Here is a 24,657-nt window from a genome sequence, read left to right on the forward strand (position 1 = left end):
TCCTCAGAACAGTTGGCCGCCCGACATCAGCAGGTGCTCGACGACCGGGCCGAGCGCGAGCGCGGGCAGGAACGTGAGGCCGCCGACGACCAGGATCACGAAGACCAGCAGGCCGGCGAACAGGCCCGTCGACGTCGACAGCGTGCCCGCGCTTTCCGGCACGCTCTTCTTCGCGGCGAGGCTGCCCGCGACCGCGAGCATCGGCAGCAGCGTCAGGTAGCGGCCGATCAGCATCGCGAAGCCGATCGTCGTGTTGAAGAACGGCGTGTTCGCGTTCAGGCCCGCGAACGCGGAGCCATTGTTGGCGGTGCCCGACGTGTACGCGTACAGCACCTCGCTGAAGCCGTGCGGGCCGAGGTTCGCGAGGCTGTCCATCGTCGAGTGCAGCATCGCGGCCAGCGCGGTGAAGCCGAGGATGCTGAACGGATGCGCGAGCACCGCGAGCATCACGAGCTTCATCTCGCGCGCCTCGATCTTCTTGCCGAGGAATTCCGGCGTGCGCCCGATCATCATCCCGACCAGGAACACCGTGAGGATTGCGAACGTGAACAGGTTGATCAGGCCGACGCCGTCGCCGCCGAACACGTTGTTCAGCATCATCTGCGCGATCGGCACGAGGCCGCCGAGCGGCGTCAGCGAGTCGTGCATCGCGTCGACCGAGCCAGTGGTCGCGGCGGTCGTGACGGTGGCGAACAGGCTCGTCTGCGCGATGCCGAAGCGCATCTCCTTGCCTTCCATGTTGCCGCCCGGCTGCGCGGCGCTCATCTGCTGGTCGACGCCGAGCCCCGCCACGAGCGGATTGCCGTGCTGCTCGGCCGAATAGATCACGGCCAGGAAGCCGACGAACATCACGACGAACGCACCGAGGATCACCCAGCCCTGGCGGCGCCGGCCGATCATCGTGCCGAGCGTGTAGGTCAGCGCGGACGGAATCAGCAGCATCGACAGCATGTGCAGCGTGTTGGTGAGCGGCGTCGGGTTCTCGAACGGATGCGCGGCGTTCATGCTGAAGAAGCCGCCGCCGTTCGTGCCGATGTGCTTGATCGATTCGAGGCTGGCAACGGGCCCCGTCACGATCTGCTGGCGCGCGCCTTCGAGCGTGGTCGCCCACGCATCGGACGCGAGCGTCTGCGGCATGCCCTGCCACACGTACACGAGCGCCATCGCGAAGCTGAGCGGCAGCAGCACGCGATAGGTCACGCGCGTGAAGTCGACCCAGTAGTTGCCGATGTCCGCCGCGCTCTTGCGGCTCAGCCCGCGGATGAAGCCGCCCGCGGCCGCGACGCCGGTCGCCGCGCTGGCCACCATCAGGAACGTGATGACGGCCATCTGCGAGAAGTTCGACAGGCTGCTCTCGCCCGCATACGCCTGCCAGTTCGTGTTCGTGATGAACGACGCGGCGGTGTTGAACGCGAGGTCGGGGCTTTGCGCGGCGCGCTGCAGTGCATCGAACGGCAGCGTGTCCTGGATGCGCAGCAGCAGGTAGCCGAGCAGCATCATCCCGGCATTGCTGAGCAGCAGCACCATGCCGTAGCGCTGCCACGACATCGCTTCGTCGGGATTCACGCCGAGCAGCGTATAGGTACGGCGTTCGACCCACGCGTGGCGCGGGCTCGTAAAGGCGTGCGCGAGCCATTTCCCGACGACGGGCACCAGCGCCAGCATGATCGCGAGAACGATCGCGAATTGAATGAGATTGTTGAACATGTCGACGCTCGCTCAGATCCGGTCAAGGCCGGTGATGAAACCGGCCGTCAAGGCAAAGAACGCGAGCGTGAACAGAATGAAAAGCAGATCGCTCATGACATCCACCGATATTTTTCGAATTCCCGTTGAATCGCGCCGATCAATACCGCTCGGGTTTGATCAAGGCATGAAACAGATAGATAAAGAGCGCGAGCGACAGCGCGCCGGTGATCCACAACATGGCTTTCCCCTTTTTTCGTATGCGCGGCGACACCGCGCGATCGTCGGCGTGGCGGGCCTTGCCTTGCCGGCGCAGGCCCGTGTGACGCCCCCATGCTCGTCTGGCGAATGGGATGCGACAGTGTAGAAATCCGCGTATCAAAGCGGTGTTCAATTTCTTTACAGGGAATAAAAAAGCCGTAAAGACGAAAGCCGGCCGACGGGGCACTTTTTATGCGTTCTTTTCAGGGCCCGCGCGAGTCTATACACCGTATCGTCACCGCGATTCCTAGAATGGGCGGCATGTCCAGGACGAGATCTCCGCGGTGCGGAGCACGATGTGACCGGGGTGCCAGCATGAAACCGACCAGAACCGAAACCGCCGCTTCACGCGATCTGCCGCCCGTTCGTTCGCGGCGCCGGTACCCCGCCGACGAACGCGTGCTGCTGTCGATCCGCGTCGAATCCGACAACCTCGCCGTCGTGCGGCGCCTGCTGCACCAGGCAGTCGGCGCCGCGCTCAATTTCTACACGGCCGCGATCGACAAGCGCACCGGGCGCGCCTGCATCGAGCTCGAGGTCGCACGGTCGCAGGCATCGCCGGCCATCCTGTCGATCCTCCGCCTGCTGCCGGCCGCCGAGTTCGGCACGATCCGCCTGTTGCAGCACTAGCGGCGTTCGCCGCGGCCGCGCGTGACACGCATCACGCGCCGCCTCCCCTTTTCAACGATTCATCGATTCATCGATTCGAACGCGTGTTCCGGTGCGAACGCGCGACGAATCGTCGTTCCCGTCGCGACGGGCCTTTCCAGGAAGCACTCACAATGAAAAAAGCAGTCGTCGGTACCCTTTCCCTCGCATTCTTCGGCGCCGCCGCGCATGCGCAAAGCAGCGTCACGCTCTACGGGATGCTGGATGCGGGCATCGTCTATACGAACAACCAGTCGGGTAAAAGCGCGTGGCAGCAAGGCAGCGGCCTGCTGTCGAATACGGTCTTCGGCCTGAGCGGCAACGAGGATCTCGGCGGCGGCCTGCATGCGCTGTTCCGCCTCGAGAACGGCTTCAACCTGAACAACGGCACGCAGTCCTACCGGAACACGATGTTCGGCCGCCGCGCGTACGTCGGCCTGCAGAGCGACCGGTACGGCGCGCTGACGCTCGGCCGCCAATACGATGCCGTGGTCGACTACCTCGGCCCGCTCGCGATGGCGAACAACGGCGACGGCAACAATCTCGCGTCGCATCCGTTCGACAACGACAACATCGACGATTCGTTCTACATCGACAACGCGGTGAAATACACGAGCCCGACGCTCGCCGGCTGGCAGTTCGGCGGCCTGTACGGGTTCAGCAACGCGGCCGGCGGCTTCGCGAACAACCGCGCGTACAGCGCGGGCGTGTCGTATGCGAACGGGCCGGTCAGCCTCGGCGCCGCGTACCTGCAGCTCAACCGCGGCGGGCTGACGGCCGGCGGCGCGCTGTCGACGAACGACGGCCCGAACTTCCCGGCCGTGCGCCAGCGCGTGATGGGCGCGGGCGGCAGCTACGCGTTCGACCGGCTGACGGTCGGCGCGCTGTGGACGCATTCGATGTTCGACGAAACGGCCGCGTCGTCGCTGCCCGGCGCGCTGAACGCGCTGCGCTTCGACAACTTCGAGGTCAACGCGCGCTACACGCTGACGCCGGCCGTCTCGCTCGCGGGCGCCTATACGTTCACCGACGGCCGCTACGACGACGCCACCGGCAGCCACCGGCCGAAGTGGCACCAGGTGACGCTGATGGCCGACTACGCGCTGAGCAAGCGCACCGACGTGTATGCGGAGACGGTCTACCAGCACCAGTTCGGCGTGCCGTCGGGCGCGACGCTCGGCTTCGCGAACGTGACGGGGCTCGCGGCTTCGTCGACCAACACGCAGGTGGTCGCGACGGTCGGCATCCGGCACCGGTTCTGACCGCGCGCGGACTGCCGCGGGCCGGCCGCTCTGTGCAATCCCGCATGGACGCGCGCCGGCCGAACAGGGATCATTCGGGAAATCCGGGCCCGCACGCCCGCGAAACCGGTACACTCGGCGCCGGGCGCGCGCCGGATCGGCATTCGGCGGCGGGCCGCCGCCGACTCTCGAACCGTGATCCCATGACCACACCGATCTATCAGGAAATCAAGGACTTCATCCTCGCGCGCATTCATGCCGGCGAATGGGCGGAAGGCGACCAGGTGCCGTCGGAGAACGAACTCGCGCGCGAATTCAACGTCGCGCGGATGACCGTGAACCGCGCGCTGCGCGAACTGACGGCCGAGCAGGTGCTCACGCGCACGCGCGGCTCCGGCACGTACGTCGCGTCGCCGAAGTACGAATCGACGCTCGTCGCGATCCGCAGCATCTCGGACGAAGTCGCCGCGCGCGGCCACGGCTATCGCGCGCAGGTGCTGCTGGTCGGCGCGGCCGTCGCCGATGCGAAACTCGCCGACGAACTGCAGCTCGACGCGGGCAGCCCGATCTTCCATTCGCGCGTGCTGCACTTCGAGAACGACACGCCCGTGCAGCTCGAGGAACGCTGGGTCAATCCGGCCTGCGCGCCCGAATACGCGTTGCAGGACTTCACGACGACGACGCCGAACCAGTACCTGACGCGCGTCGCGCCGCTGCAGCGCGTCGAATACCGGATCGAGGCCGCGATGCCCGACGCCGAAACACGCCGCCACCTGACGATGGACGACCGCGAGCCTTGCCTGCTGCTGCATCGGCGCACGTGGTCGCAAGGGATGGTCGCGTCGGTCGCCAACCTGTGGCACCCGGGCAGCCGCTATCGCTTCACCGGGCATTTCTGACGTCGACGCGCGGGTTCAGCGCGCGCCCGGCCGTCCCCAGCGCTCGATCGCACTGACGGCCAGCGTCAGGCCGTCGTCCCGCGCGATGCGCGCGCCGAGTTCCGTTGCGCGCGCCTTCGTGTCGCCGCGCTCCGCGAACGCAATGGCCCGCGCCAGCGCGGCGGCGTCCACGCGCCGCCCCGCGACCGGCGCATCCGCGACGCCGAGCCGCTGCAGCCGGTTCGCCCAGAAGAACTGATCGCCCGCGAACGGCACGACGACGGACGAAATGCCGGCCCGCGCAGCCGAATGCGTGGTGCCCGACCCGCCATGATGGATCGCCATCGACACACGCGGGAACAGCCGGTCATGCGGCGTATCGCCGATCACATGAACGTGCGCGGGCAGCATCGACGCGTCGATGCCGCTCCAGCCCGGATGGAACAGCGCACGCCGGCCGCCGAGCGCGCGCACGAGCGCATCGACCATCCCGGCGCGATCGAAGCCGGCCATGCTGCCGAAACCGATGTACACGGGGGGATCGCCCGCGTCGAGAAACGCCGCGAGATCGGGCGGCGGTTCCCAGTCACGTGCATCGATTCGCCACTGGCCGCAGGCCAGCGCCTGCGACGGCCAGTCGGCCGGGCCCGACAGCAGTGCCGGCGACACGCCGTACAGCATCGGATGATCGGTCCACACCCGCCTGCGCGGCGGCAACGCGCACACGCTCGCGCGCGCCGCGTTCGTCGACTTCCTGAACGCCCGCCACAACAGCGCGTTCACGAACCGGTGGCTCGCGCGGTTCAGCCAGCGCGGCACCTTCCCCGGCGGCAGGAACGGCGACGCGAATTCCGCGGTGGGCGTAATCGGGATCATGCCGGCGCCGATCGCCGGCACGCCGCGATACTCGGCAACCGACAAGCCGACGAACGATACGAGCCCCGACACGAGGATCGCGTCGCACCCGGCTGATGCCTCCGCAACCTGCCGCATCCACGCGGCCGTGTTCGCATTGGCGATCGCCGCGAGCGCCTTCGACGTGTCGTTGAAGCCGCCGCGCCCGCGCACCGCATCGGCCAATGCGCCCTCCGGCGCAATCGCGCGGCGGATATCGCCGGACAACGCCGCCGACGGCACGCCGAGCACGGCGGCCGAGCCGAGCGTTGCCGCGTCGGCCAGCAGCCGGACGTCATGGCCGGCATCGATCAGCGCACGGCCGAGCGCCGCGAGCGGGCGCGTGTCGCCTTCGGTGCCGTAGGTGGCGATGACGAGTTTCATGCGTGACTCCTTGCGCCCGACGGAGGCAGGTGGATTCATAAAAATGCACGTCGTATACTAATGCAATTCGTGCACTTTTATCCGATCCCTCGCCATGCCGACTCCGACCGACGATCCGGGCCGCCGCGCGCGCAAGCGCATCCAGATGCTCGCGCATCTCGCCGCCACCGGCGCACGCCTCTTCGACGCGCACGGCTACGAAGCCGTCACGATGGAGCAGATCGCCGCGCAGGCCGATGTCGCGAAGCGCACGCTGTACAACCATTTTGCGACGAAGGAAGCCGTGCTCGCGCACTGGCTCGAAAGCGAACTCGCGCGCGATCTCGCGCATCTGCAGCGCGACGTCGCGCGGCGCAAGACGTTCGTGTCGCGCATCGGCTGCGTGCTCGATGCATCGGCCGCGTGGTGCGAGCAGCATCCCGCGTACCTGCTCGCGTATCTGCGCCATCGCTTCCTGAGCATCGGCGTGGCCGAACCGGAAAGCGGCAACGAGAACGGCGGCGATATCGCGTTCGTGTGGCAGCAACTGATCGCGGCCGGGCAGCAATCCGGAGAACTGAACGGCACGCTGCGAGCCGACCAGCTCGCGACGTGGTTCCATCACCTGTATCTCGCGGCGATGCTGCGCTGGCTGACCGTGCCGGGGCTGTCGCTGAAACGGGAGTTCCAGGCGGTCGCGAAGCTGTTTGTCGAGGGCGCGGAAGCGAAACGCTGAACGGCGCCGGTGATGCATCGAGCACGACAGAACCGGCCAGCGCAGCGTCGCCGGTGAATACGGTGCGATAACCGCGTCGCGCGGCGCATACGCATTTTTACGACGAACACATGCATCGCATGCCAAATTTCCCGCGCGGCAGTATGCTGGCGACGTACGGCTGCGCACGACGCTTCGGGTAATCCCTGTATCGGCACATCGTCGCGCGGCCGTCGCGACCGCAATCATGCGTTGCAAGGAGGGATTCGTGATGGCAACCACGCATCAGCACTTCCACCTGGAACTACGGCACGCCACCGCGCCGACCTATTTCATCAGCTACCTGTTTCCCGCCTTGCTGTTCGTCTACGAGCTGCTGCGCGTGGGCCAATGGATCCGCGATCACGGGATGCAGTTCGGCGCGTTCAAGCAGATGGGTTACGAGTATCTGCTGATGCTGCTGTTCGTCGGGCTGCAGATCTTCGTCGAGGCGATCTTCCTGCTCGGCGCCGCGATGCGCCGCGACAATCGCGACTTCGAGCACCGGCTGCCGAACGTGATTCTCGGCATCGGTCTCTCGATCGCGCTGCTGGCGATCGATCTCGCTATCCAGCTCGCGTTCTGACGGCCGGCGGGCGCGCGCCCGCCGCCGGCAGCCGCGCTCAGGCGAGCGCGTCGCGCAGGAACGTCGCGATGGCGGCCAGCACGTCGTCGGTCCGCTCGCGGTGCGGCATGTGCCCGCACCGGCCGAGCAACAGATACGACGACGGCCCCGCGACGCGCGCGGCGATCCGCTTCGGATGCACGTCGGACCCGTATTCGTCGTCTTCGCCGTGAATCGCGAGCGTCGCGCATTGCACGCGCGGCAAATCCGCGTCGAGACTCCAGTGGCGAAACGCGGGCGACAGCCACGTGTCGACCCACGCGCGCAGTACCCATTCGGCCTTGTCGCCGTGATAACGCGCGAGCCGGTCGAGCTGGCCCGGCTCGTCGAACTGCTGCCCCGCGTCGCGAATGCCGGCCAGCGTGCGATCCTCGACGAATGCCTGCGCGGCGATCGTCACGAGCGCACGGCAACGCGCCGGATAGGCAGCGGCACACCCGACCGCCATCCCGCCGCCGACGCTGTGCCCCAACGCGACGAACGCGTCGACATCGAGTTGGTCGAGCAATGCGGCGAACGCATGATCGGCCTCGTCGCGCACGAACGTCGTGCCGAGTTTCCCCGGGTGCCGGTCCGAGCGGCCGAAGCCGAGGCGGTCGTAGGCGATCACGTCGCGCTGCGTGACGCTCGCGAGCTGCGCGGGGAAGTCGCGCCACAGGTCGACGCAGCCGAGCGAATCGTGCAGCAGCACGATCGGTGCGGCCGGCTCAGGGGCGGCCAGCTCAGGTGCGGCCGTCTCGGAGGTGGCCGGCTCGCCCGCACCCGCTGCCCGTTGCGCCGGGCCACCGCGCCAGCGTTTCACGAAGAGGCGCCCTTGCGGCGTCTCGACGGTTGTCTCCTCGATCGGAATGTCGGTCATGTGCCTGTCGTCTGCATGAAAGCGGCCGCGCCTCGGCGGCCTTGCCGGATCCGGCGATGTTGGCCCGCGCCCGCGCCCAGCGTCAAGCAAGCCCCCACCGCCCGCGCGTTCATTCGGGCTGCGGCGGCAGATACTCCATCTGCGCCTCGTCGTACAGCCGGTAGATCAGCGCCTGCATCGCGCGGATGTCCTCCGATTCGTCGAGCATCCGCATGCTCATGATGATCGGCGACACGAGGTTCGGATCGTCGAGCGGCTTGTAGCTGATGTCGTCGCGCTTCAGCCCGTACACGCTGTGCGGCACCACCGACACGCCCTCGCCCATCGCGACGAGACCGAGCGCGATCTGCAGTTCGCGCGTCTCGTAGATCTTGCGCGGCTGCAGCGCGCGATCGTGAAAGGCCGCGAGCACCTGGTCCGCATAACTCGGGCGCGGCGCCTTCGGAAAGATGATCAGCGTGTCGTTCACGAGATCGTGCAGCGACAGCACGGGCTTCGCGCTGTCGAGCACATGGCCGACCGGCAACGCGACGATCATCCGCTCCTCGCGCAGCACGACGCGCCGCACGCTCGGGTCCTCGTGGCGGATGCGCCCGAACCCGACGTCGATGCGCCCTTCCTTCAGCGCCTTGATCTGGTCCATCGTCGACATCTCGTGCAGGCTCAGCTCGACGGCCGGATACTCGCTGCGAAAGCGCCGGATGATCTTCGGCAGCATCCCGTACAGCGTCGAGCCGACGAAGCCGACCGACATGCTGCGCTCGATCTTGCCGACCCGCTTCGTCATCGATTCGAGCTCGGTCGTCTGTGCGAGCAACTGCACCGCGTGCGAATAGAAGAAGCGCCCCGCGTCGGTCAGCTTCAGCGGCCGCGCGTTGCGCTCGAACAGCGGCACGCCGAGCGCTTCCTCGAGCTGCTGGATCTGCCGGCTCAGCGGCGGCTGCGCGATATGCAGCCGTTCGGCCGCCCGCGTGAAATTCCGCTCTTCGGCAACCGCGACGAAGTAGCGGAGGTGTCTCAACTCCATGTTCGATGTCTCCCGGACAGCGATCCGGCGGTCAACCCCGGCCGGACGATGTCGTCACGATACCGCAGGCGGCGCAATCCGCCACGCACGGCCCCCGCCCGGCGCCGCCCAAAGCAAAACGGGAAGCCCGCGAGCTTCCCGTTGCCTGATCGACGCCGCCGCACGGCGGCGTCACGCGCCGTCCGTCACACCTCGGTCGCGTAGAGCGCGTCGCGCTGTGCGTCGCTCAGCGAGTCGAGCGGCACGTCCGGCAGCTGGTAGCAGATCATCGTGCCGTACAGTTCCGCGAGGCAATTGCTGCCGGCATCGAGCGCGTAGCCGTCCTCGCCGTCGGGCGCCGGCGGGTACACTTCGCGCCACGCGTTGATCGCGGCTTCGATTCGCACGATGGAAACGGGTCCGGCCTTCCGCTCGGCGGGTGATGCGCTCATGGATTCCTCTGGGTTGCGCGCTCCGCGGGCCGTATCGGCCCGGATGGAACGATGAAAACGCCGGGCATCTCGCCGGCCGCCGCACCGCGCGCGCGCCGGATGCCGATCCGCGCTACGCGCCCCGCGCCGGCCGGGCCATGGCCCGGTAGGGTCGGGCAATATAACCGGCTTTGACCCCGTGCAGGCAAAAGCCGGGCAAAAAAAACGGGAAGCGCGCGGCTTCCCGTTTCGTCGCATGCCGCGCGGCCGTGTGCCGCGCCCGCGTCAGCCCGCGGTTTCGCGGTTCGCCACCGGCTGCCGCTGCGCGCCGCGGCTCGCGGCGATCCACGGCGCGATTTCCATGTCCTCGTAGCGCACGAAACGGCTTTTCTTCAGGAACCGGAAGCCGAGCCATACGACGAGGAACAGCGGAATGCCGACATAGGTCGCGGCCACGCCGGCCCAGTCGATCCGGTTCGCGAGGAACGCCTGATAGTCCTGCCCGAGCGCGATCACGAGGCACAGCACGAACGCGAACAGCGGGCCGAACGGGAACCACTTCGACTGGTACGGCAGCTGGTCGAGCGCGTAGCCCTGCGTCACGTAGCCCTTGCGGAACCGGTAGTGGCTGACCGCGATGCCGAGCCATGCGATGAAGCCCGTCATCCCCGACGTGTTCAGCAGCCACAGGTACACGGTCTTGTCGCCGTACAGCGACGTGAAGAAGCACAGCGCGCCGACGGCCGTCGTCGCGTACAGCGCGTTGCGCGGCACGCCGCCGCGCGACAGCTTCGCGAAAATCCTCGGCGCACGGCCTTCGGTCGCGAGGTTGTAGAGCATCCGCGTGGATGCGTACATGCCCGAGTTGCCGGCCGACAGCACGGCCGTGAGGATCACCGCGTTCATCACGCCGGCCGCGAATGCGAGGCCCGCGTGGCGGAACACGAGCGTGAACGGGCTCACGCCGATGTCGGTCACGTCCGTCTTCAGCAGGTTCGGGTCGGTGTAGGGAATCAGCACGCCGATCACGAAGATCGCGAACACGTAGAACAGCAGGATCCGCCAGAACACCTGGCGCACCGCGCGCGGGATCGTCGTGCGCGGGTTTTCCGATTCGCCGGCCGCGACCCCGATCAGCTCGGTGCCCTGGAACGAGAAGCCGGCGATCATCGCGACGCCCATCAACGCCGGCAGGCCGCCCGCGAACGGGGCGTCGCCGATCGTCAGGTTGCCCCAGCCGTTGCTCGGCGCGCCCTTCAGAATGCCGAAGATCATCAGCAGGCCGACGCCGATGAACGCGACCACCGTGACGACCTTGATCAGCGCGAACCAGTATTCGGCTTCGCCGAAGCCGCGCACGGTCAGCGCGTTGAGCAGGAACATCACGCCGAGGAACGCCGCGCTCCACCACACGCCGGGCACGTCCGGAAACCAGTAGTGCATCACGAGCTGCGCGGCGACGAGCTCCACCGCGATCGTCACCGCCCAGTTGTACCAGTAGTTCCAGCCGAGCGCGAAACCGAAGCCCTCGTCCACGTATTTCGCGCCGTAGGTCGCGAACGAGCCCGACACCGGCATGAACGCGGCCATTTCGCCGAGGCTCGTCATCAGGAAGTAGACCATCAGGCCGATCAGCATGTACGCGACCATCGCGCCGCCGGGGCCGGCCTGCGAGATCGACGCGCCGGACGCGACGAACAGGCCCGTGCCGATCGAGCCGCCGATGGCGATCATCGTCAGGTGGCGCGCCTTCAGCGCGCGATGAAGCTTGGGTGGGTTCGCGGACGAACCGGGTTGGTCGGATTTCGGAAGTGCGGACATAAACGAGACGAACGTTGAGCGGGCCGGCATCCGTAGCCGGCGCATGCGGAATCGGAGCGCGGGGCGCGTCCTGCGATGCATTCGATGCGGCCCCGATACGCGTTGCGCGGCGGGCGCCTGCGGCGAAGCGCGGATTCTACCTGATTCGTCACGGGGGCAGCTCAGGTGCCGCCGCCCGCGGCCACTCCGGAGATTTCGCAGAATCAAGGGGTTGGCCGCGTCGCGACCGGGCCGGCCGGGCCGTCGCCGCGCGCCGGTGCAAAAAACCATGCGCATCGGGTGGTCAATCCGGTTTTCCGCTGCCACGGTGTTTCTCCGCCACCTTGTCGCAATCCGCCAGCTACCGCGACGGCACACATAATCGCCGGGTAATCACGGGATTATTCAGACAAAATGACCGATATCGGCAATTGATTCAAATCAAATCACCCGCACCTAAAGCGGTAACGATGCGTAACCGTTTCAAATCGCCGCCCGGGCATGCATCTTTTGCATGCGCACACGAATGCCGCGAATTCGCGAGATAATGCGGCCCGATTCGAAATCAACAGCGAGCGGAATCGCCAACGACGCGATATCCGCCGCCCGCCGCCCTCGAGGATGAAGTCATTCACGCTGCCCGCCACGCTGCGCCGCCATACGGCGTCGATCGTGGCACGCATTCTGTCGCCCCGCGGCGTGCTCGTTGCGGGGATTTTGCTGCTGATGTTCAGCTGGGGGCTTTCCACGGCGCTTTTAATCGAGGCGCGGCGCGATGCATATGACCACGCGGTCGAAAATGCACGCAACCTGATGCTGCTGATCGAACGCGATATCGCGCGCAATATCGAGCTCTACGATTTGTCGCTGCAGAACGTCCTCGACGGCGTGGCCGATCCGGAACTGACGACATTGCCGCCCCGCCAGCGCCATCGGCTGCTGTTCGACCGCGCCGCCACCGGCGAATATCTCGGGTCGCTGTTCGTGATGGATGCGCACGGCAATATCGTGATCGATTCGAGCGCATCGCCCGCGCGGCAAGGCAACTTTGCGGATCGCGACTATTTCGCCGTGCACCGCAACGATGTCGCGCAGGGCCTCTATATCAGCCGGCCGTACGCATCCCGGCTGCGCGGCGGCGCGCTGACGATCGCGCTCAGCCGCCGGATCACGCTGCCCGACGGCTCGTTCGGCGGCATCGTCGTCGGCACGCTCAGCATCGACTACTTCCGCGCGCTGCTCGACGGCCTCGCGGTCGGCAAGCACGGCAGCGCGGCGATCGCCGAGCTCAACGGCACGCTCGTGAGCCGCCTGCCCTACGACGCGCGCGTGGTCGGCATCGACCTGCGCGGGTCGCCGCTGTTCATCGAGGCGCTGCGCAGGCGGGAAGGCGTGCTGTCGGGCGTCGGCAGCATCGACGGCGTGCGGCGCGTCTATGTTTACAAGCATCTTGCCGGCCTGCCGCTGATCGTCGACGTCGCGCCCGCCGAGGTCGACATCTACGCGTCGTGGCACCACCGCGCGATCTGGACCGTCGTGCTGATGTGCCTGTTCACCGGGTTCATCGCGTGGGGCTCGCTGGCGCTGTCGCGCGAACTGAAGCGCCGGCAGGTCGCCGAATCGAAGCTGTACCGGCTCGCGCACACCGATGCGCTGACGGGCCTCGACAACCGCGGCACGTTCGACACGGTGCTCACGAAGGAGGCGCAGCGTGCGTCACGCAGCGGCCGCCCGCTGTCGGTGCTGTTCGTCGACGTCGATCACTTCAAGGCGTTCAACGACTACTACGGCCATCCGGCCGGCGACGACGTGCTGCGGCGCGTCGCGCAAACCGCGTCGCGCTGCCTGCGGCGCGACAGCGATCACGTCGCGCGCTACGGCGGCGAGGAATTCGTCGTCACGCTGCCCGACACCGATGCGCAAGGCGCGGTGACCGTCGCCGAAGGTATCCGGCGCGCGATCGCGGAGCTCGGCATCGAGCACGTGAAGAGCCCGTACGGACGTGTCACGGCGAGCATCGGCGCGGCGACCGCGGCCGACGGCCGCCTGAATGCCGCGACGCTGCTGCAGCGTGCCGACGAGGCGCTGTACCGGGCGAAGTCCGGCGGACGCAACCGCGTGCTGGAAGCGCAGCCGGGCACCGCGGACGCATGACAGCGCGCTGACGTGACGCGAAGCCGCGCGGCGGCCGACCCCGCCGGACGACCGCGCCCGTGGACAGCCCTGCCGCGTTCGGCTAGCGTTACGTCTGCTGCGCACGCGGCGCGGCGCCGGCCCGCGCAGGCCGCGATGCGCGTTCCGGCCACTCCAGCTCCGCCATGACCACCCCGTTCCCTGCCCGGCTGCCGCCGCTCCTGCGCAACGCGCTCCGCCCGCTGCTCGACCCGTACCGCCGCTACCGGCACGCGAAGCTGATCCATGCGGCGCGCGTCGCGCTCGCGATTCTCGTGTCGATCGCGCTGTCCACCGGCCTGAACGTGCCGCACGGCGAGTGGTCGACGATTACCGTGCTGATCGTCGTCGGCGGGCTGCAGCATCACGGCAACATCCGCAAGAAGGCGGCCGAGCGCGCGCTCGGCACGTCGATCGGCGCGCTCGCGGGGCTCGGGCTGATCCTGCTGTATTCCGCCGCACACGCGCCGATCGCGATCTACCTGCTGATGGCGCTCGCGTGCGGCATCTGCGCGTATCACGCGATCGGCAAGGCCGGCTACATCGCGCTGCTGTCGGCGATCACGATGGTGATCGTCGCCGGGCACGGCGACAACGAGATCGTCGACGGCCTGTGGCGCGCGGTGAACGTGCTGATTGGCATCGCGATCGCGCTGGCGTTCTCGTTCGCGCTGCCGCTCTATGCGACCTATTCGTGGCGCTACAAGCTCGCCGACGCGCTGCGCGCGTGCGCGGCCGTGCATGCGCGGGTCGCGGGCGACCGCCAGGTGAGCGACGACGCGCACCTGAAGGAAATGGCCGCGCTGAGCGCGCTGCTCGTGCAATTGCGCTCGCTGATGCCGTCGGTGTCGAAGGAATGCGAGACGTCGATGACGCAGCTCGAGGCGATCCAGCGCAGCCTGCGCCTGTGCATCGGCTACCTGGAGATCCTGTCGAGCGCGGTGCCGGCCCGCGACGACCTCGCGGCCCGCGAATACATGCGCGTCGACATGAAGGCCGTGAACCGGCGCATCCGCGATACGCTGGTGGGCGCGAGCCGCGCGCTCAAGTTCGGCACGCCGAGCCGGCTCGCGCCGCGCCGCCGGCCGGCCGAGCCAGCGCACGACGCACCGCCGCCGCAGCTGTCCGGCTACGTGTCGATCACGGCCAAGCTGGCCGGCGAAGTCGACCAGTTGCGCGAGAAGCTGCTCGATACCGCCCAGTCGTGGAATATCTGACGCTCGCGGGCATCCGGGCTTTACGCCGGCGTCTTTCATATTCCTTTCGGCGCGACACACCGGCATCCCGACCGCTGCGGCCCGACCATCCGGCCGATCCGGCCCCGGAAACACGGCCGGCGTCCGCGCTCATCGGCGCCTGATTTGCCGTGATTTCGCGCCGTCCCGGGCGGCGTTCTCCACCCGGTTAACCGCCCGTCAGGCCCGCCGCGACAGGCCCGGCGACGGTTCCGGACAAAAATCAACCCTTGCCCCAACCTCCCGGACAGCCGATACTCGCATATTCCGCGAAATACGATCCCACCGGCTTCAATCCACGGTAATTCCTATGAGCACGATTCTCGAAAGCCTCCCGACCGGCCAGAAGGTCGGTATCGCCTTCTCCGGCGGCCTGGACACCAGCGCAGCGCTGCACTGGATGAAACTCAAGGGCGCCGTCCCGTACGCATACACGGCGAACCTCGGCCAGCCCGACGAAGACGATTACGACGCGATCCCGAAACGCGCGATCGAATACGGCGCAGCCGGCGCCCGCCTGATCGACTGCCGCGCGCAGCTCGTCGCAGAAGGCATCGCGGCGCTGCAAAGCGGTGCGTTCCACATCACGACGGCCGGCGTCACGTACTTCAACACCACGCCGATCGGCCGCGCCGTGACGGGCACGATGCTCGTCGCCGCGATGAAGGAAGACGGCGTCAACATCTGGGGCGACGGCAGCACGTACAAGGGTAACGACATCGAGCGCTTCTACCGCTACGGCCTGCTCGTGAACCCGGATCTGAAGATCTACAAGCCGTGGCTCGACCAGACGTTCATCGACGAGCTCGGCGGCCGTGCCGAAATGTCCGAGTTCATGAACCAGGCCGGTTTCGCGTACAAGATGTCGGCCGAGAAGGCCTACTCGACCGATTCGAACCTGCTCGGCGCGACGCACGAAGCGAAGGATCTCGAAAGCCTCGAGAGCGGCATCAAGATCGTGAACCCGATCATGGGCGTCGCGTTCTGGCGCGACGACGTGAAGATCGCCGCGGAAGAAGTGACGGTGCGCTTCGAAGCCGGCCAGCCGGTCGCGCTGAACGGCGTCGAGTTCACCGACCCGGTCGAGCTGCTGCTGGAAGCGAACCGCATCGGCGGCCGTCACGGCCTCGGCATGAGCGACCAGATCGAAAACCGGATCATCGAGGCGAAGAGCCGCGGCATCTACGAAGCCCCGGGCCTCGCGCTGCTGTACATCGCATACGAGCGTCTCGTCACCGGCATCCACAACGAAGACACGATCGAGCAGTACCGCGAGAACGGCCGCCGTCTCGGCCGCCTGCTGTACCAGGGCCGCTGGTTCGACCCGCAGGCGATCATGCTGCGTGAAACGGCCCAGCGCTGGGTCGCGCGCGCGATCACCGGCGAAGTGAAGATCGAACTGCGCCGCGGCAACGACTACTCGATCCTGAGCACGAAGTCGCCGAACCTCACGTACCAGCCGGAACGCCTGTCGATGGAGAAGGTGGCATCGACGTTCTCGCCGCGCGACCGGATCGGCCAGCTGACGATGCGCAACCTCGACATCACCGATACGCGCGACAAGCTGCGCGTGTATTCGCAAGTCGGGCTGCTGACGCCGGGCGAAGCATCGGCGCTGCCGCAGATCAAGGGCGACGACAAGTAAGTCGCGTCGCTCGACGCCGTGCCGCATCGCTGGATGCGGCACGGCCGGGCAGGCTGCGCGGGTCGATCCTCTTCTTCACGCACGCAGCCTGCCGCTCCCTTCCTCCCCCCCGCCTTTCCGCTTCCCCTTCCGCAGTTGCATCACGCCGCGTAGCGCACCAACGGCACTGCGCCGCCGCACCAATCATGGCAAGCTGCGAGTCGTTCGATTTCTTCGTTGACTCATGACCACCCTGACCGTCATCCACCTGAACGGCCCGATCAACAGCGGCAAGACGACGATCGGTCTCGCGCTCGCCCGCATGCTGCCCGATGCGCGCTTCATCGACGGCGACGATCACGATGCGCCCGAAGACGCACCGTTCGACGTGCAGTGGGCGATCGCGCTCGAGCGTCTCGTCACGCAGATCGCGAATGCGCGCGAGCGTCATCTGGTCATCGCCTATCCGATCGGCGACACGGAATTCGGGCGGCTGCGCGCCGCCTGCGAGGCGCGCGATGCGCGGTTGTTCGTCGTGACGCTCGCGCCGCCCGAAGCGATCGCGTCGTCGAATCGCGGCTCGCGCGCGCTGACGGACTGGGAGCGGAGCCGGATCGCCGAGATGTATCGCGAAGGTTATGCGTCGCGGCCATTCAGCCAGATGGTGCTCGATACGTCGGACGCGACGCCCGACGCCTGTGCGGCGCGTATCGCGCGGCACGTCGCTGCGACGGCGCCGTAGAGCGGCACGACGATCACCGTCACGGCGAACGGCACGACCGGGACCTTCACGATGGATTCGAGCTTCGTCGGCGAGCGTTTCCGTTTCAAGGCCGGCGACGTCGACCGGACGGTTGTGTCCGGCACGCCGCCGACGACGCCCGGCACGGTCGTGAAGTTCCATGCGCTGACGTTCACGCACAGCTGATCGCGCCTCTCGGTGCAGGAAGCCGGGCGGGCTCGCGATACGCGCCGTCCCGGCGCACCGGCCGCGCCTACGAGTGATGCCGCACGCCCGGCACGGCCGCTTCCTTCTCGCCCTTGCGGCTCAGCATCAGCGTGACGACCGCCGACACCGCGAGCGTGCCCGCCACCACGTAGAGCCCCGCGGCATAACCACCCGTCACGTGCTTCAGCCAGCCGATCGCGAACGGCCCGACGAACCCGCCGAGGTTGCCGATCGAGTTGATCATCGCGATGCCGGCCGCCGCGCCGGCACCCGACAGGAACGCGCTCGGCATCGCCCACAGCGGCGCCTTCGCGGCACTGATCCCGATGTTGACGACGACCAGCGCGAGCACGGTGAGCAGCGCGGTGCCCGCCTGCCCCGCAAACACGAAGCCGATGCACGCGAGCACGCACGGAATCACGACGTGCCAGGTGCGCTCGCCGCTGCGATCCGAATGCCGCGCCCAGGCGATCATCGCGACGACCGCGGCAATGCTCGGGATGCCGGTGAGCAGGCCCGTCTGCAGCGCGGTGAAGCCGAACTGCCTGACCATCAACGGCGCCCACAGGCCAAGCGTGTACAGCCCCGCCGACGTGCCGAAATAGATCAGCGCAAGCGCCAGCACGCGCGGATCGAGCAGCGCCTGCCACGCGCCGGCGGTATGCCCGGCATGCGTGTGGCGCGCATCGGCTTCGGCTTTCAGCTTCGCGACCAGCCAGTCGCGCTCGTCCGCCCGCAGCCATGCGGCCTGCGACGGCGAATCGGTCAGGCACCTGAGCACGACGAAGCCGAGCGCCACCGCCGGCAGCGCTTCGACGATGTACAGCATCTGCCAGTCGGCGAGCCCGAACATCGGCGGCATCTGCATGATCGCGCCCGACAGCGGCGAACCGATCGCGGTCGAGATCGGCGCGGCCGCCATGAACCACGCGGCGGCCACCGCGCGCTGCTTCGCGGGAAACCACAGGCTCAGGTACAGGATGATGCCGGGGAAGAATCCGGCCTCGGCCATGCCGAGCAGGAAGCGCAGCACGTAGAAGCTCGTCGGCCCGGCCGCGAATGCGGACACGGCCGACACGATCCCCCACGTGACCATCACGCGTGCGATCCAGATGCGCGCGCCGACGCGATGCAGAATCAGGTTGGACGGCACTTCGAACAGGAAGTAGCCGATGAAGAACAGACCGCCGCCGAACCCGAACGCGGTCGGCGACAGGCCGATCGCCTTGTTCATCGTCATCGCGGCAAAGCCGACGTTGACGCGATCGACAAAGCTGACGAAATAAAGCAGCATCACGAACGGAATGATGCGCCACATCAGTTTCCGCGCGACGCGGGTTTCCAGATCCGCTTGCATGTGTCTCCTCCTTCGAGGTCGAGCCGTGCTCTGTCCGTGAATGCTTGCCGGCGCCGCCACGAAGCGGGCGGGCAGGCACCCGGCTCGCGTCGGATGCGCGAGTCGCGGGCAGGAAAACGAGAACGATGAACGGGCGACGGCCGCTTACCGATTGCGCACGCGCGCCGCCGCTACGTCGCGGCCCGCCCGCCCATCGCCGCCCGTGTGATCAGGCGGCGATCGCCGCGTTCGCGACACGCTCGCAGACAGCCGCCGTTACCTGCGCGGTCGTCGCGCTGCCGCCGAGATCGCGCGTGTGCAGCGACGGGTCGGACGTCACCGCCTCGATCGCCTGCATCACGCGCGTGGCGGCTTCCGCTTCGCCGAGGTGGTCGAGCAGCATCACGACCGACCAGAACGTGCCGACCGGATTCGCGAGCCCCTTGCCCATGATGTCGAACGCGGAGCCGTGGATCGGCTCGAACATCGACGGATAACGACGCTCGGGATCGATGTTGCCGGTCGGTGCGATGCCGAGGCTGCCGGCGAGCGCGGCGGCGAGATCGCTGAGGATGTCCGCGTGCAGGTTGGTCGCGACGATCGTGTCGAGCGACGCCGGCCGGTTGACCATGCGCGCGGTCGCCGCGTCGACAAGCTCCTTGTCCCACGTCACGTCGGGAAACTCCTGCGCGACCTGCTTCGCGATCTCGTCCCACATCACCATCGCGTGCCGCTGCGCGTTGCTCTTGGTGATCACGGTCAGCAGCTTGCGCGGGCGCGACTGCGCGAGCCGGAACGCGAAGCGCATGATGCGTTCGACGCCGGCGCGCGTGAGGATCGACACGTCGGTCGCGGCCTCGATCGGATGGCCCTGGTGCACGCGGCCGCCGACGCCCGCATATTCGCCCTCGGAGTTCTCGCGGACGATCACCCAGTTCAGGTCGCCGGGCCCGCAGCGCTTCAGCGGCGCATCGATGCCGGGCAGGATGCGCGTCGGGCGCACGTTCGCATACTGGTCGAAGCCCTGGCAGATCTTAAGGCGCAGCCCCCACAGCGTCACGTGGTCGGGCACGTCGGGGTCACCCGCCGAGCCGAACAGGATCGCGTCCTTGCCGCGCAGCGCGTCGAGGCCGTCGGCCGGCATCATCGCGCCGTGCTCGCGATAATGATCGGCGCCCCAGTCGAAATCCTCGAACTCGAACGCGAAGCGCTCGCTGCCGCGGGCCAGCGCTTCCAGCACCTGCTTGCCGGCCGGCACCACTTCCTTGCCGATCCCGTCGCCGGGAATCGTTGCGATACGGTAGGTCTTCATGCGCACATCCTCGATTGATCGTCTGCGTGGAGGCACTTTACCGAACCAGAAGTGCGGGAACCGATGCTAGACTCAAAGCATCTTTAACTTGAATTCATGAATCCCGTCATGGCGGATACCGTTCAACCGGCCGATCTCGGCTTCTTCTCGACGCTCGCCGCGTCCGGCAGCCTCAGCGCGGCCGCGCGCGAACTCGGTCTGACCGCGGCGGCCGTCAGCAAGCGGCTTACGCAGATGGAGCGGCGCGCGGGCGTCACGCTGGTGAACCGCACGACGCGGCGGATGATGCTGACGCCGGAAGGCGACGTGTATCTCGACTACGCGCGCCGGATCCTCGACCAGATGGACGAACTCGGCGAGTTGCTCGGCAGCGCGAAGCAGCGCCCGAAGGGGTTGCTGCGCGTGAATGCGACGCTCGGTTTCGGGCGCAGCCACGTCGGCCCGGCGATTTCGCGCTTCGTCGCGCGGTATCCGGAAGTGTCGGTGCAACTGCAGTTGTCGGTGATGCCGCCGCCGCTCACCGACGACACGTTCGACGTGTGCATCCGCTTCGGCGAGCCGCCCGATTCGCGCGTCGTCGCGCGGCGGCTCGCGCCGAACCGCCGGCTGCTGTGCGCGTCGCCCGCCTATCTCGCGCGGCACGGCACCCCGGGCGCGCCGCACGACCTGACGCGGCACAACTGCATCGGCATCCGCCAGGGCGACGAGGGTTACGGCGTCTGGCGCCTGACGAGCGGGCGCGGCACGGCGCGTAATACGGAAGCCGTGCGGATCAACGGCAACCTGACGACGAACGACGGCGAGATCGCCGTGAAGTGGGCACTCGACGGGCACGGAATCCTGATGCGCGCGGAATGGGATCTGCGCGACTACCTCGCCGACGGCCGCCTGGTCGTCGTGCTGCCCGATCACGAAACGCCGGGCGCCGACATTTATGCGGTGTATGCGCAGCGTCACCAGATGTCCGCGCGGATTCGGGCGTTCGTGGATTTTCTGGCGGAGGAGCTGGGGCGGTTGAGGGCGGTGTAGCGAAAACCCGTAAGGCCGGAGCAAACCGCCACCCTATGCGTGCGGCACCGACGACGCTCGACGGCCGAATCGCTCTGCACGTGGCCACGGTTCGCTCCGCATGCGCACGGGCTTGTCTCGCCAGGGTGGGCATCAAAAAGGCAAATATTCTGGCGAAACACGGCGCACAATCGCCAGAATATTTACATCTCGATGCACCAGCCCCCACCCTGCGACGCGGCTCGCGCTGCCCGCCCCCGAGCAGGCGAACATGGCCGCCGCATTTCATCTCGCGGACGATTGACCGCCATTCGTTCAGCGCTCCTCGTTCACGCCACTGCCACCTGACTCCTCTCGCGATCGTTCATCTCGACGACATCCGGCACAAGCTGTCTCGCCACTGCCCCCGCGACGGCCACGTCCTCCCGATCCCGTTCAAACCGCTCGACCATCCAGTCGACGAACGCGCGCACGCCGGGCGACACATGCGGGCGCTTCACGTACACGGCCGACACCGCGATCGCACCCGGCCGCCAGCACGGCAGCACTTCCCGCAACCGCCCCGCGTCGATCAGCGGCTGCGCGGCGACGCGCGGCGGCTGGATCAGCCCGAGGCCATGCACGCCGCACGCCAGGTACGCCCGCTCGTCCTCCACACTGACGATCCCGTCGAGCCGCACCTTGCGCACCGCGCCATCGACGAGGAACTCGAGTTCGGCCGTACGCTGCCCCGGAACCGGCGACGTGCCGACCGCACGATGCACGGCCAGATCGTCGAGCGTGCGCGGCGCGCCGTGGCGGTCGAGATACGCGGGGCTCGCGCATGTCACGCGCTCGAGCGTGCCGAGCCGGCGCGCAACGAGCGACGAATCGGGCAGTTCACCAAGCTGGACGCTGCAGTCGATCGCGTCGCCGATGCGATCGGCCGGGCGCCCTGATACGCCCAGCGTCAGCGCCAGGTCGGGATGCCGCGCATGGAACTCGCCGAGCGCCGGCAGCACGATCGCGTCCGCGACCGCCGCCGGCAGCTCGACGCGCAGCGGCCCGCTCGGGTGCAGCGCGGCGCCGCGAATGCTGGCCTCGAGCTCGTCGACGTCGGCCGTGATGCGCACGCAGCGCCGGTAATACGCGTCGCCTTCGGGCGTCGCGCGAAGCGCGCGCGTCGTACGCACCAGCAACGGCATGCCGAGTGCCGTTTCGAGCTCCTGCACGGTCCGCGTCGCGGTGGCGCGCGAAATGCCGAGCGCCTGCGCCGCACGCGTAAAGCTGTTCATTTCGACGATGCGCGTGAAGATGCGCATCGCGCGGATCGGATTGTCCACCGGACACCCCTGCATGTTTGCCGCATGCCGCGGCGCACGCTTGCGCGCCCGCCGTGCCTGCGTATCGAGGAACGCCGCGCCGCCGGCGCGGCAGACGGTTCAGCCGTTCGCCGCCGAGGCGCCGCGCGCCGGGTCGTCGAGCAGCCGTTGCGCCAGCGCGAGTGCGTCGTCGCGGGTGGCGGCCGCGTTCAGCGGATAACCCCAGACCTTCTCGAACGCGCCCGAGAACGCGTCGAGCGCCACGCGCCGGGCGGCGTCAGGCTCGATCGCGATCATCGCGGGAATCCATTCGCGCGACTGCGCGCGGTTGGCCTTGCTCCACTTCGCGAGCTGCTTGCGCAACTCGTGATCGTCGGCGCCGCGGTCATCGCCGGACGGCGCATCGTCGGTCAGAAGAACGAACGGTTCGCGACGCGCGAGCAACGCGTCGAGCTCGGCGATCAGGCTGGCGGGGTCGGTGTGCGTCGAACCGGTGTAACGCAACCAGACAAATGGGAATTCGGTCGTGGTGATGTGCATGTCGGCCTCCAGATGAGAACGATTCTCATTTTATGGATCGAGGCCCACGGCGTCATTTATCGTCCCGGCCAACCGCTTGCTCGATCCGGCCAATCGCGCCCGGATGACGCGAGTCGCACCGTTCACCGTTGCCGGTCGGTCAGGAATTGCGTCGGCGACTTGCCGGTCGCCTTGCGGAACATCGTCACGAAGCTGCTCGCGCTCTCGTAGCCGAGATCGATCGCGATCTGGTGGACGCGGCGGCCGGTCGTCAGCATCCGCAGCGACAGCGCGACGTGCAGCCGCCGGCGCCAGTCGCCGAGGCTCATCCCGAGTTCCTTCGCCGCGAGCCGCGTCAGGCTGCGCTCGCTGATGCCCGCGCGCCGCGCGAGTTCGGCCAGCGGCGACTTGTCGGCCGGATCGGCGAGCAGATGGTCGATCAGCTTGCGCAGCCGGCGATCGGCGGGCATCGGCAGGTACAGGTCCTCGACCGGTGCGGCGACGAGTTCGTCGAGCAGCGTCGCCATCAGCCGCCCCTGCGGCCCGTCGACGTCGTACAGGTTCGGAAAGCTCGCCGCCTTCAGCAGCAGTTCGCGCAGCAGCGGCGACACCGACAGCGTGCAGCAGCGCGCGGGGAGATCGAGGGCGGCATCCGGTTCGACCAGCACCGCGTAGAACGTCGCGCCGGCCGAGCCGCGCGCCGCGTGCGGGACGTCGCCCGGAATCCATACCGTGCATTGCGGCGGCGCGCTCCACACGCCGCCGTCAATCTCGCAATAGATGACGCCGCTCAGCGTGTAGAGCAACTGCGCCTGCGGATGGCTGTGCCGCTCGAGCCGCCATTCGGGCTCGACGACCGAGCCGCCGAACACGACGAGCGGACGCGGCACGTGGAAGACTTCGTCATCCGCTGCGGGATCGGTGGTCGGAGGAAGCTGGCGCATGAAACGGTGGACGATGGAGGAAACCGGACGCCCTGCCCGCGCGTCCTTTCGTGCTTATACCAGAAAGGCGCCGGCGCGGCCCTGCCGCCCGGGCGGGTGTCCGGGCGGCGTCTGCAGCCGCCTGCCGAAGCGAATACAATGCCCCGATCCCCCGCCGCCGCATCCACCTGCCGGAGCCGTCATGTTCGACCTGACCACGCTGACCACCTTCACGGCCGTCGTCCTGGGCCTGTTCCTGATTCCCGGCCCCGCCGTGCTGCTCGTGCTGAGCCGCACCGTGCAGGGCGGCCGCAAGACCGGCATCCTGACCGGCCTCGGCGTCGCCAGCGGCGACTTCGTGCATACGCTGTTCGCGGCCGTCGGCCTGTCGGCGCTGCTGATGACGTCGGCGCTCGCGTTCAATGTCGTGAAGGTGATCGGCGCCGCGTACCTGATCTATCTCGGCGTGCGCGCGCTGCTGGAGAAGCAGTCCGATCCGTCGCTGCCGAGCGTATCGCCCGTCACGCCGCTCAAGGCGTACCTGCAGGCGATTCCCGCCGAGGTGCTGAATCCGAAGACCGCGCTGTTCTTCCTCGCGTTCATGCCGCAATTCGTGCATCCGGAACGCGGCTCGACGTTCGTGCAGTTCGCGGTGCTCGGGCTGATCTTCGTCGTGCTCAGCTCGCTCTACACGACATTGATCGCTTGCTCGATCCGTCCGCTCGGCCGCATCGTGAAGCGGCTCACGTGGCTCACGCGCTGGCAGGGGAAGATCATCGGCTCGATCTTCATCGCGCTCGGGCTGCGCGTGGCCGTGCAGCAGCGCTGACAC

The 24,657-nt window shown here is 67.8% G+C and carries 24 protein-coding genes; 12 read left to right on the top strand and 12 right to left on the bottom strand.

Translation table 11 applies throughout. The features are described from left to right. Nucleotides 1-3 precede the first annotated feature (3 nt). Both kdpA and kdpF read right to left on the bottom strand, forming a co-directional pair. Nucleotides 4-1,707 (bottom strand): potassium-transporting ATPase subunit KdpA, encoded by a 1,704-nt coding sequence (gene kdpA / locus VK92_RS11905; protein WP_048022425.1) that lies wholly within the window; start codon nucleotides 1,705-1,707, stop codon nucleotides 4-6. 139 nt (nucleotides 1,708-1,846) lie between these two features. Beyond that, a complete protein-coding gene (kdpF, locus tag VK92_RS43485; RefSeq protein WP_063623159.1) occupies nucleotides 1,847-1,927 on the bottom strand; it encodes a K(+)-transporting ATPase subunit F in 81 nt (26 codons plus the stop codon). Nucleotides 1,928-2,262: 335 nt separating this feature from the next. On the opposite strand from kdpF, the gene VK92_RS11910 reads away from it, so the two are divergent. The 3 genes from VK92_RS11910 (at nucleotide 2,263) to hutC (ending at nucleotide 4,735) form a co-directional block, all read left to right on the top strand. Beyond that, nucleotides 2,263-2,577, top strand: coding sequence for a hypothetical protein (locus VK92_RS11910; protein ID WP_081064032.1), 315 nt, complete (start codon nucleotides 2,263-2,265; stop codon nucleotides 2,575-2,577). A gap of 152 nt (nucleotides 2,578-2,729) precedes the next feature. After that, nucleotides 2,730-3,857, top strand: a complete 1,128-nt coding sequence (locus tag VK92_RS11915) for a porin (RefSeq protein WP_021157340.1) — start codon at nucleotides 2,730-2,732, stop codon at nucleotides 3,855-3,857. A gap of 182 nt (nucleotides 3,858-4,039) precedes the next feature. Continuing rightward, nucleotides 4,040-4,735, top strand: coding sequence for a histidine utilization repressor (gene hutC, locus VK92_RS11920; protein WP_048022472.1), 696 nt, complete (start codon nucleotides 4,040-4,042; stop codon nucleotides 4,733-4,735). Between the two features lie 15 nt (nucleotides 4,736-4,750). Here hutC and VK92_RS11925 read toward each other — a convergent pair whose 3' ends face one another. Further along, nucleotides 4,751-5,992, bottom strand: coding sequence for a glycosyltransferase (locus tag VK92_RS11925; protein ID WP_048022426.1), 1,242 nt, complete (start codon nucleotides 5,990-5,992; stop codon nucleotides 4,751-4,753). A gap of 94 nt (nucleotides 5,993-6,086) precedes the next feature. Here VK92_RS11925 and VK92_RS11930 point away from each other — a divergent pair, with 94 nt between their 5' ends. Then, nucleotides 6,087-6,707, top strand: coding sequence for a TetR/AcrR family transcriptional regulator (locus tag VK92_RS11930; protein WP_048022427.1), 621 nt, complete (start codon nucleotides 6,087-6,089; stop codon nucleotides 6,705-6,707). A 250-nt stretch (nucleotides 6,708-6,957) separates the two neighbouring features. Beyond that, nucleotides 6,958-7,311 (top strand): hypothetical protein, encoded by a 354-nt coding sequence (locus tag VK92_RS11935; protein WP_021157344.1) that lies wholly within the window; start codon nucleotides 6,958-6,960, stop codon nucleotides 7,309-7,311. A 37-nt stretch (nucleotides 7,312-7,348) separates the two neighbouring features. Here the strand turns inward: VK92_RS11935 and VK92_RS11940 are convergent, their stop codons facing one another. The 4 genes from VK92_RS11940 to VK92_RS11955 form a co-directional block, all read right to left on the bottom strand. Beyond that, nucleotides 7,349-8,209 carry an alpha/beta fold hydrolase gene (locus VK92_RS11940; RefSeq protein ID WP_048022428.1) on the bottom strand — a complete coding sequence of 287 codons (861 nt, stop codon included), beginning with the start codon at nucleotides 8,207-8,209 and terminating at the stop codon, nucleotides 7,349-7,351. Nucleotides 8,210-8,318: 109 nt separating this feature from the next. After that, nucleotides 8,319-9,236, bottom strand: a complete 918-nt coding sequence (locus tag VK92_RS11945; protein WP_021157347.1) for a LysR family transcriptional regulator — start codon at nucleotides 9,234-9,236, stop codon at nucleotides 8,319-8,321. A gap of 185 nt (nucleotides 9,237-9,421) precedes the next feature. Beyond that, nucleotides 9,422-9,667, bottom strand: a complete 246-nt coding sequence (locus VK92_RS11950; protein WP_042973317.1) for a DUF3717 domain-containing protein — start codon at nucleotides 9,665-9,667, stop codon at nucleotides 9,422-9,424. A 264-nt stretch (nucleotides 9,668-9,931) separates the two neighbouring features. Continuing rightward, nucleotides 9,932-11,467 (bottom strand): amino acid permease, encoded by a 1,536-nt coding sequence (locus VK92_RS11955; protein ID WP_048022429.1) that lies wholly within the window; start codon nucleotides 11,465-11,467, stop codon nucleotides 9,932-9,934. 600 nt (nucleotides 11,468-12,067) lie between these two features. On the opposite strand from VK92_RS11955, the gene VK92_RS11960 reads away from it, so the two are divergent. The 5 genes from VK92_RS11960 to VK92_RS43310 all read left to right on the top strand — a co-directional run bounded on the left by VK92_RS11960 (nucleotide 12,068) and on the right by VK92_RS43310 (nucleotide 17,405). Further along, complete coding sequence (locus VK92_RS11960) at nucleotides 12,068-13,600, top strand: GGDEF domain-containing protein (RefSeq protein WP_048022430.1); 1,533 nt, start codon at nucleotides 12,068-12,070, stop codon at nucleotides 13,598-13,600. A gap of 164 nt (nucleotides 13,601-13,764) precedes the next feature. Continuing rightward, entirely contained in the window at nucleotides 13,765-14,835 is a 1,071-nt protein-coding gene (locus VK92_RS11965) for an FUSC family protein (protein WP_048022431.1), read from the top strand. Nucleotides 14,836-15,163: 328 nt separating this feature from the next. Next, nucleotides 15,164-16,498: an argininosuccinate synthase gene (gene argG, locus VK92_RS11970; protein ID WP_021157353.1), complete on the top strand. Its 1,335-nt coding sequence runs from the start codon at nucleotides 15,164-15,166 to the stop codon at nucleotides 16,496-16,498. A 223-nt stretch (nucleotides 16,499-16,721) separates the two neighbouring features. Next, entirely contained in the window at nucleotides 16,722-17,219 is a 498-nt protein-coding gene (locus VK92_RS11975; RefSeq protein ID WP_048022432.1) for a shikimate kinase, read from the top strand. A gap of 51 nt (nucleotides 17,220-17,270) precedes the next feature. Further along, nucleotides 17,271-17,405 carry a hypothetical protein gene (locus VK92_RS43310; protein WP_260426450.1) on the top strand — a complete coding sequence of 45 codons (135 nt, stop codon included), beginning with the start codon at nucleotides 17,271-17,273 and terminating at the stop codon, nucleotides 17,403-17,405. A gap of 67 nt (nucleotides 17,406-17,472) precedes the next feature. Here the strand turns inward: VK92_RS43310 and VK92_RS11980 are convergent, their stop codons facing one another. Together VK92_RS11980 and VK92_RS11985 are read right to left on the bottom strand one after the other, a co-directional pair. Beyond that, a complete protein-coding gene (locus VK92_RS11980; RefSeq protein ID WP_048022433.1) occupies nucleotides 17,473-18,783 on the bottom strand; it encodes an MFS transporter in 1,311 nt (436 codons plus the stop codon). Between the two features lie 208 nt (nucleotides 18,784-18,991). Next, nucleotides 18,992-20,074, bottom strand: a complete 1,083-nt coding sequence (locus VK92_RS11985; protein WP_048022434.1) for a tartrate dehydrogenase — start codon at nucleotides 20,072-20,074, stop codon at nucleotides 18,992-18,994. A 108-nt stretch (nucleotides 20,075-20,182) separates the two neighbouring features. Between VK92_RS11985 and VK92_RS11990 the strand changes: the two genes are divergently transcribed. Beyond that, entirely contained in the window at nucleotides 20,183-21,103 is a 921-nt protein-coding gene (locus VK92_RS11990; RefSeq protein ID WP_048022435.1) for a LysR substrate-binding domain-containing protein, read from the top strand. Nucleotides 21,104-21,411: 308 nt separating this feature from the next. Here the strand turns inward: VK92_RS11990 and VK92_RS11995 are convergent, their stop codons facing one another. The 3 genes from VK92_RS11995 to VK92_RS12005 all read right to left on the bottom strand — a co-directional run bounded on the left by VK92_RS11995 (nucleotide 21,412) and on the right by VK92_RS12005 (nucleotide 23,846). Next, a complete protein-coding gene (locus VK92_RS11995) occupies nucleotides 21,412-22,404 on the bottom strand; it encodes a LysR family transcriptional regulator (protein WP_048022436.1) in 993 nt (330 codons plus the stop codon). 99 nt (nucleotides 22,405-22,503) lie between these two features. Further along, nucleotides 22,504-22,923 (bottom strand): ATP--cob(I)alamin adenosyltransferase, encoded by a 420-nt coding sequence (locus tag VK92_RS12000; RefSeq protein WP_048022437.1) that lies wholly within the window; start codon nucleotides 22,921-22,923, stop codon nucleotides 22,504-22,506. Between the two features lie 122 nt (nucleotides 22,924-23,045). Next, entirely contained in the window at nucleotides 23,046-23,846 is an 801-nt protein-coding gene (locus tag VK92_RS12005) for an AraC family transcriptional regulator (protein ID WP_042973320.1), read from the bottom strand. 181 nt (nucleotides 23,847-24,027) lie between these two features. On the opposite strand from VK92_RS12005, the gene VK92_RS12010 reads away from it, so the two are divergent. Next, nucleotides 24,028-24,654: a LysE family translocator gene (locus VK92_RS12010; protein WP_021157365.1), complete on the top strand. Its 627-nt coding sequence runs from the start codon at nucleotides 24,028-24,030 to the stop codon at nucleotides 24,652-24,654. Nucleotides 24,655-24,657: the final 3 nt, after the last annotated feature.

The sequence above is a fragment of the Burkholderia sp. LK4 genome (assembly GCF_001043615.1).
GTDB classification, from domain to species: Bacteria; Pseudomonadota; Gammaproteobacteria; order Burkholderiales; family Burkholderiaceae; genus Burkholderia; species Burkholderia cepacia.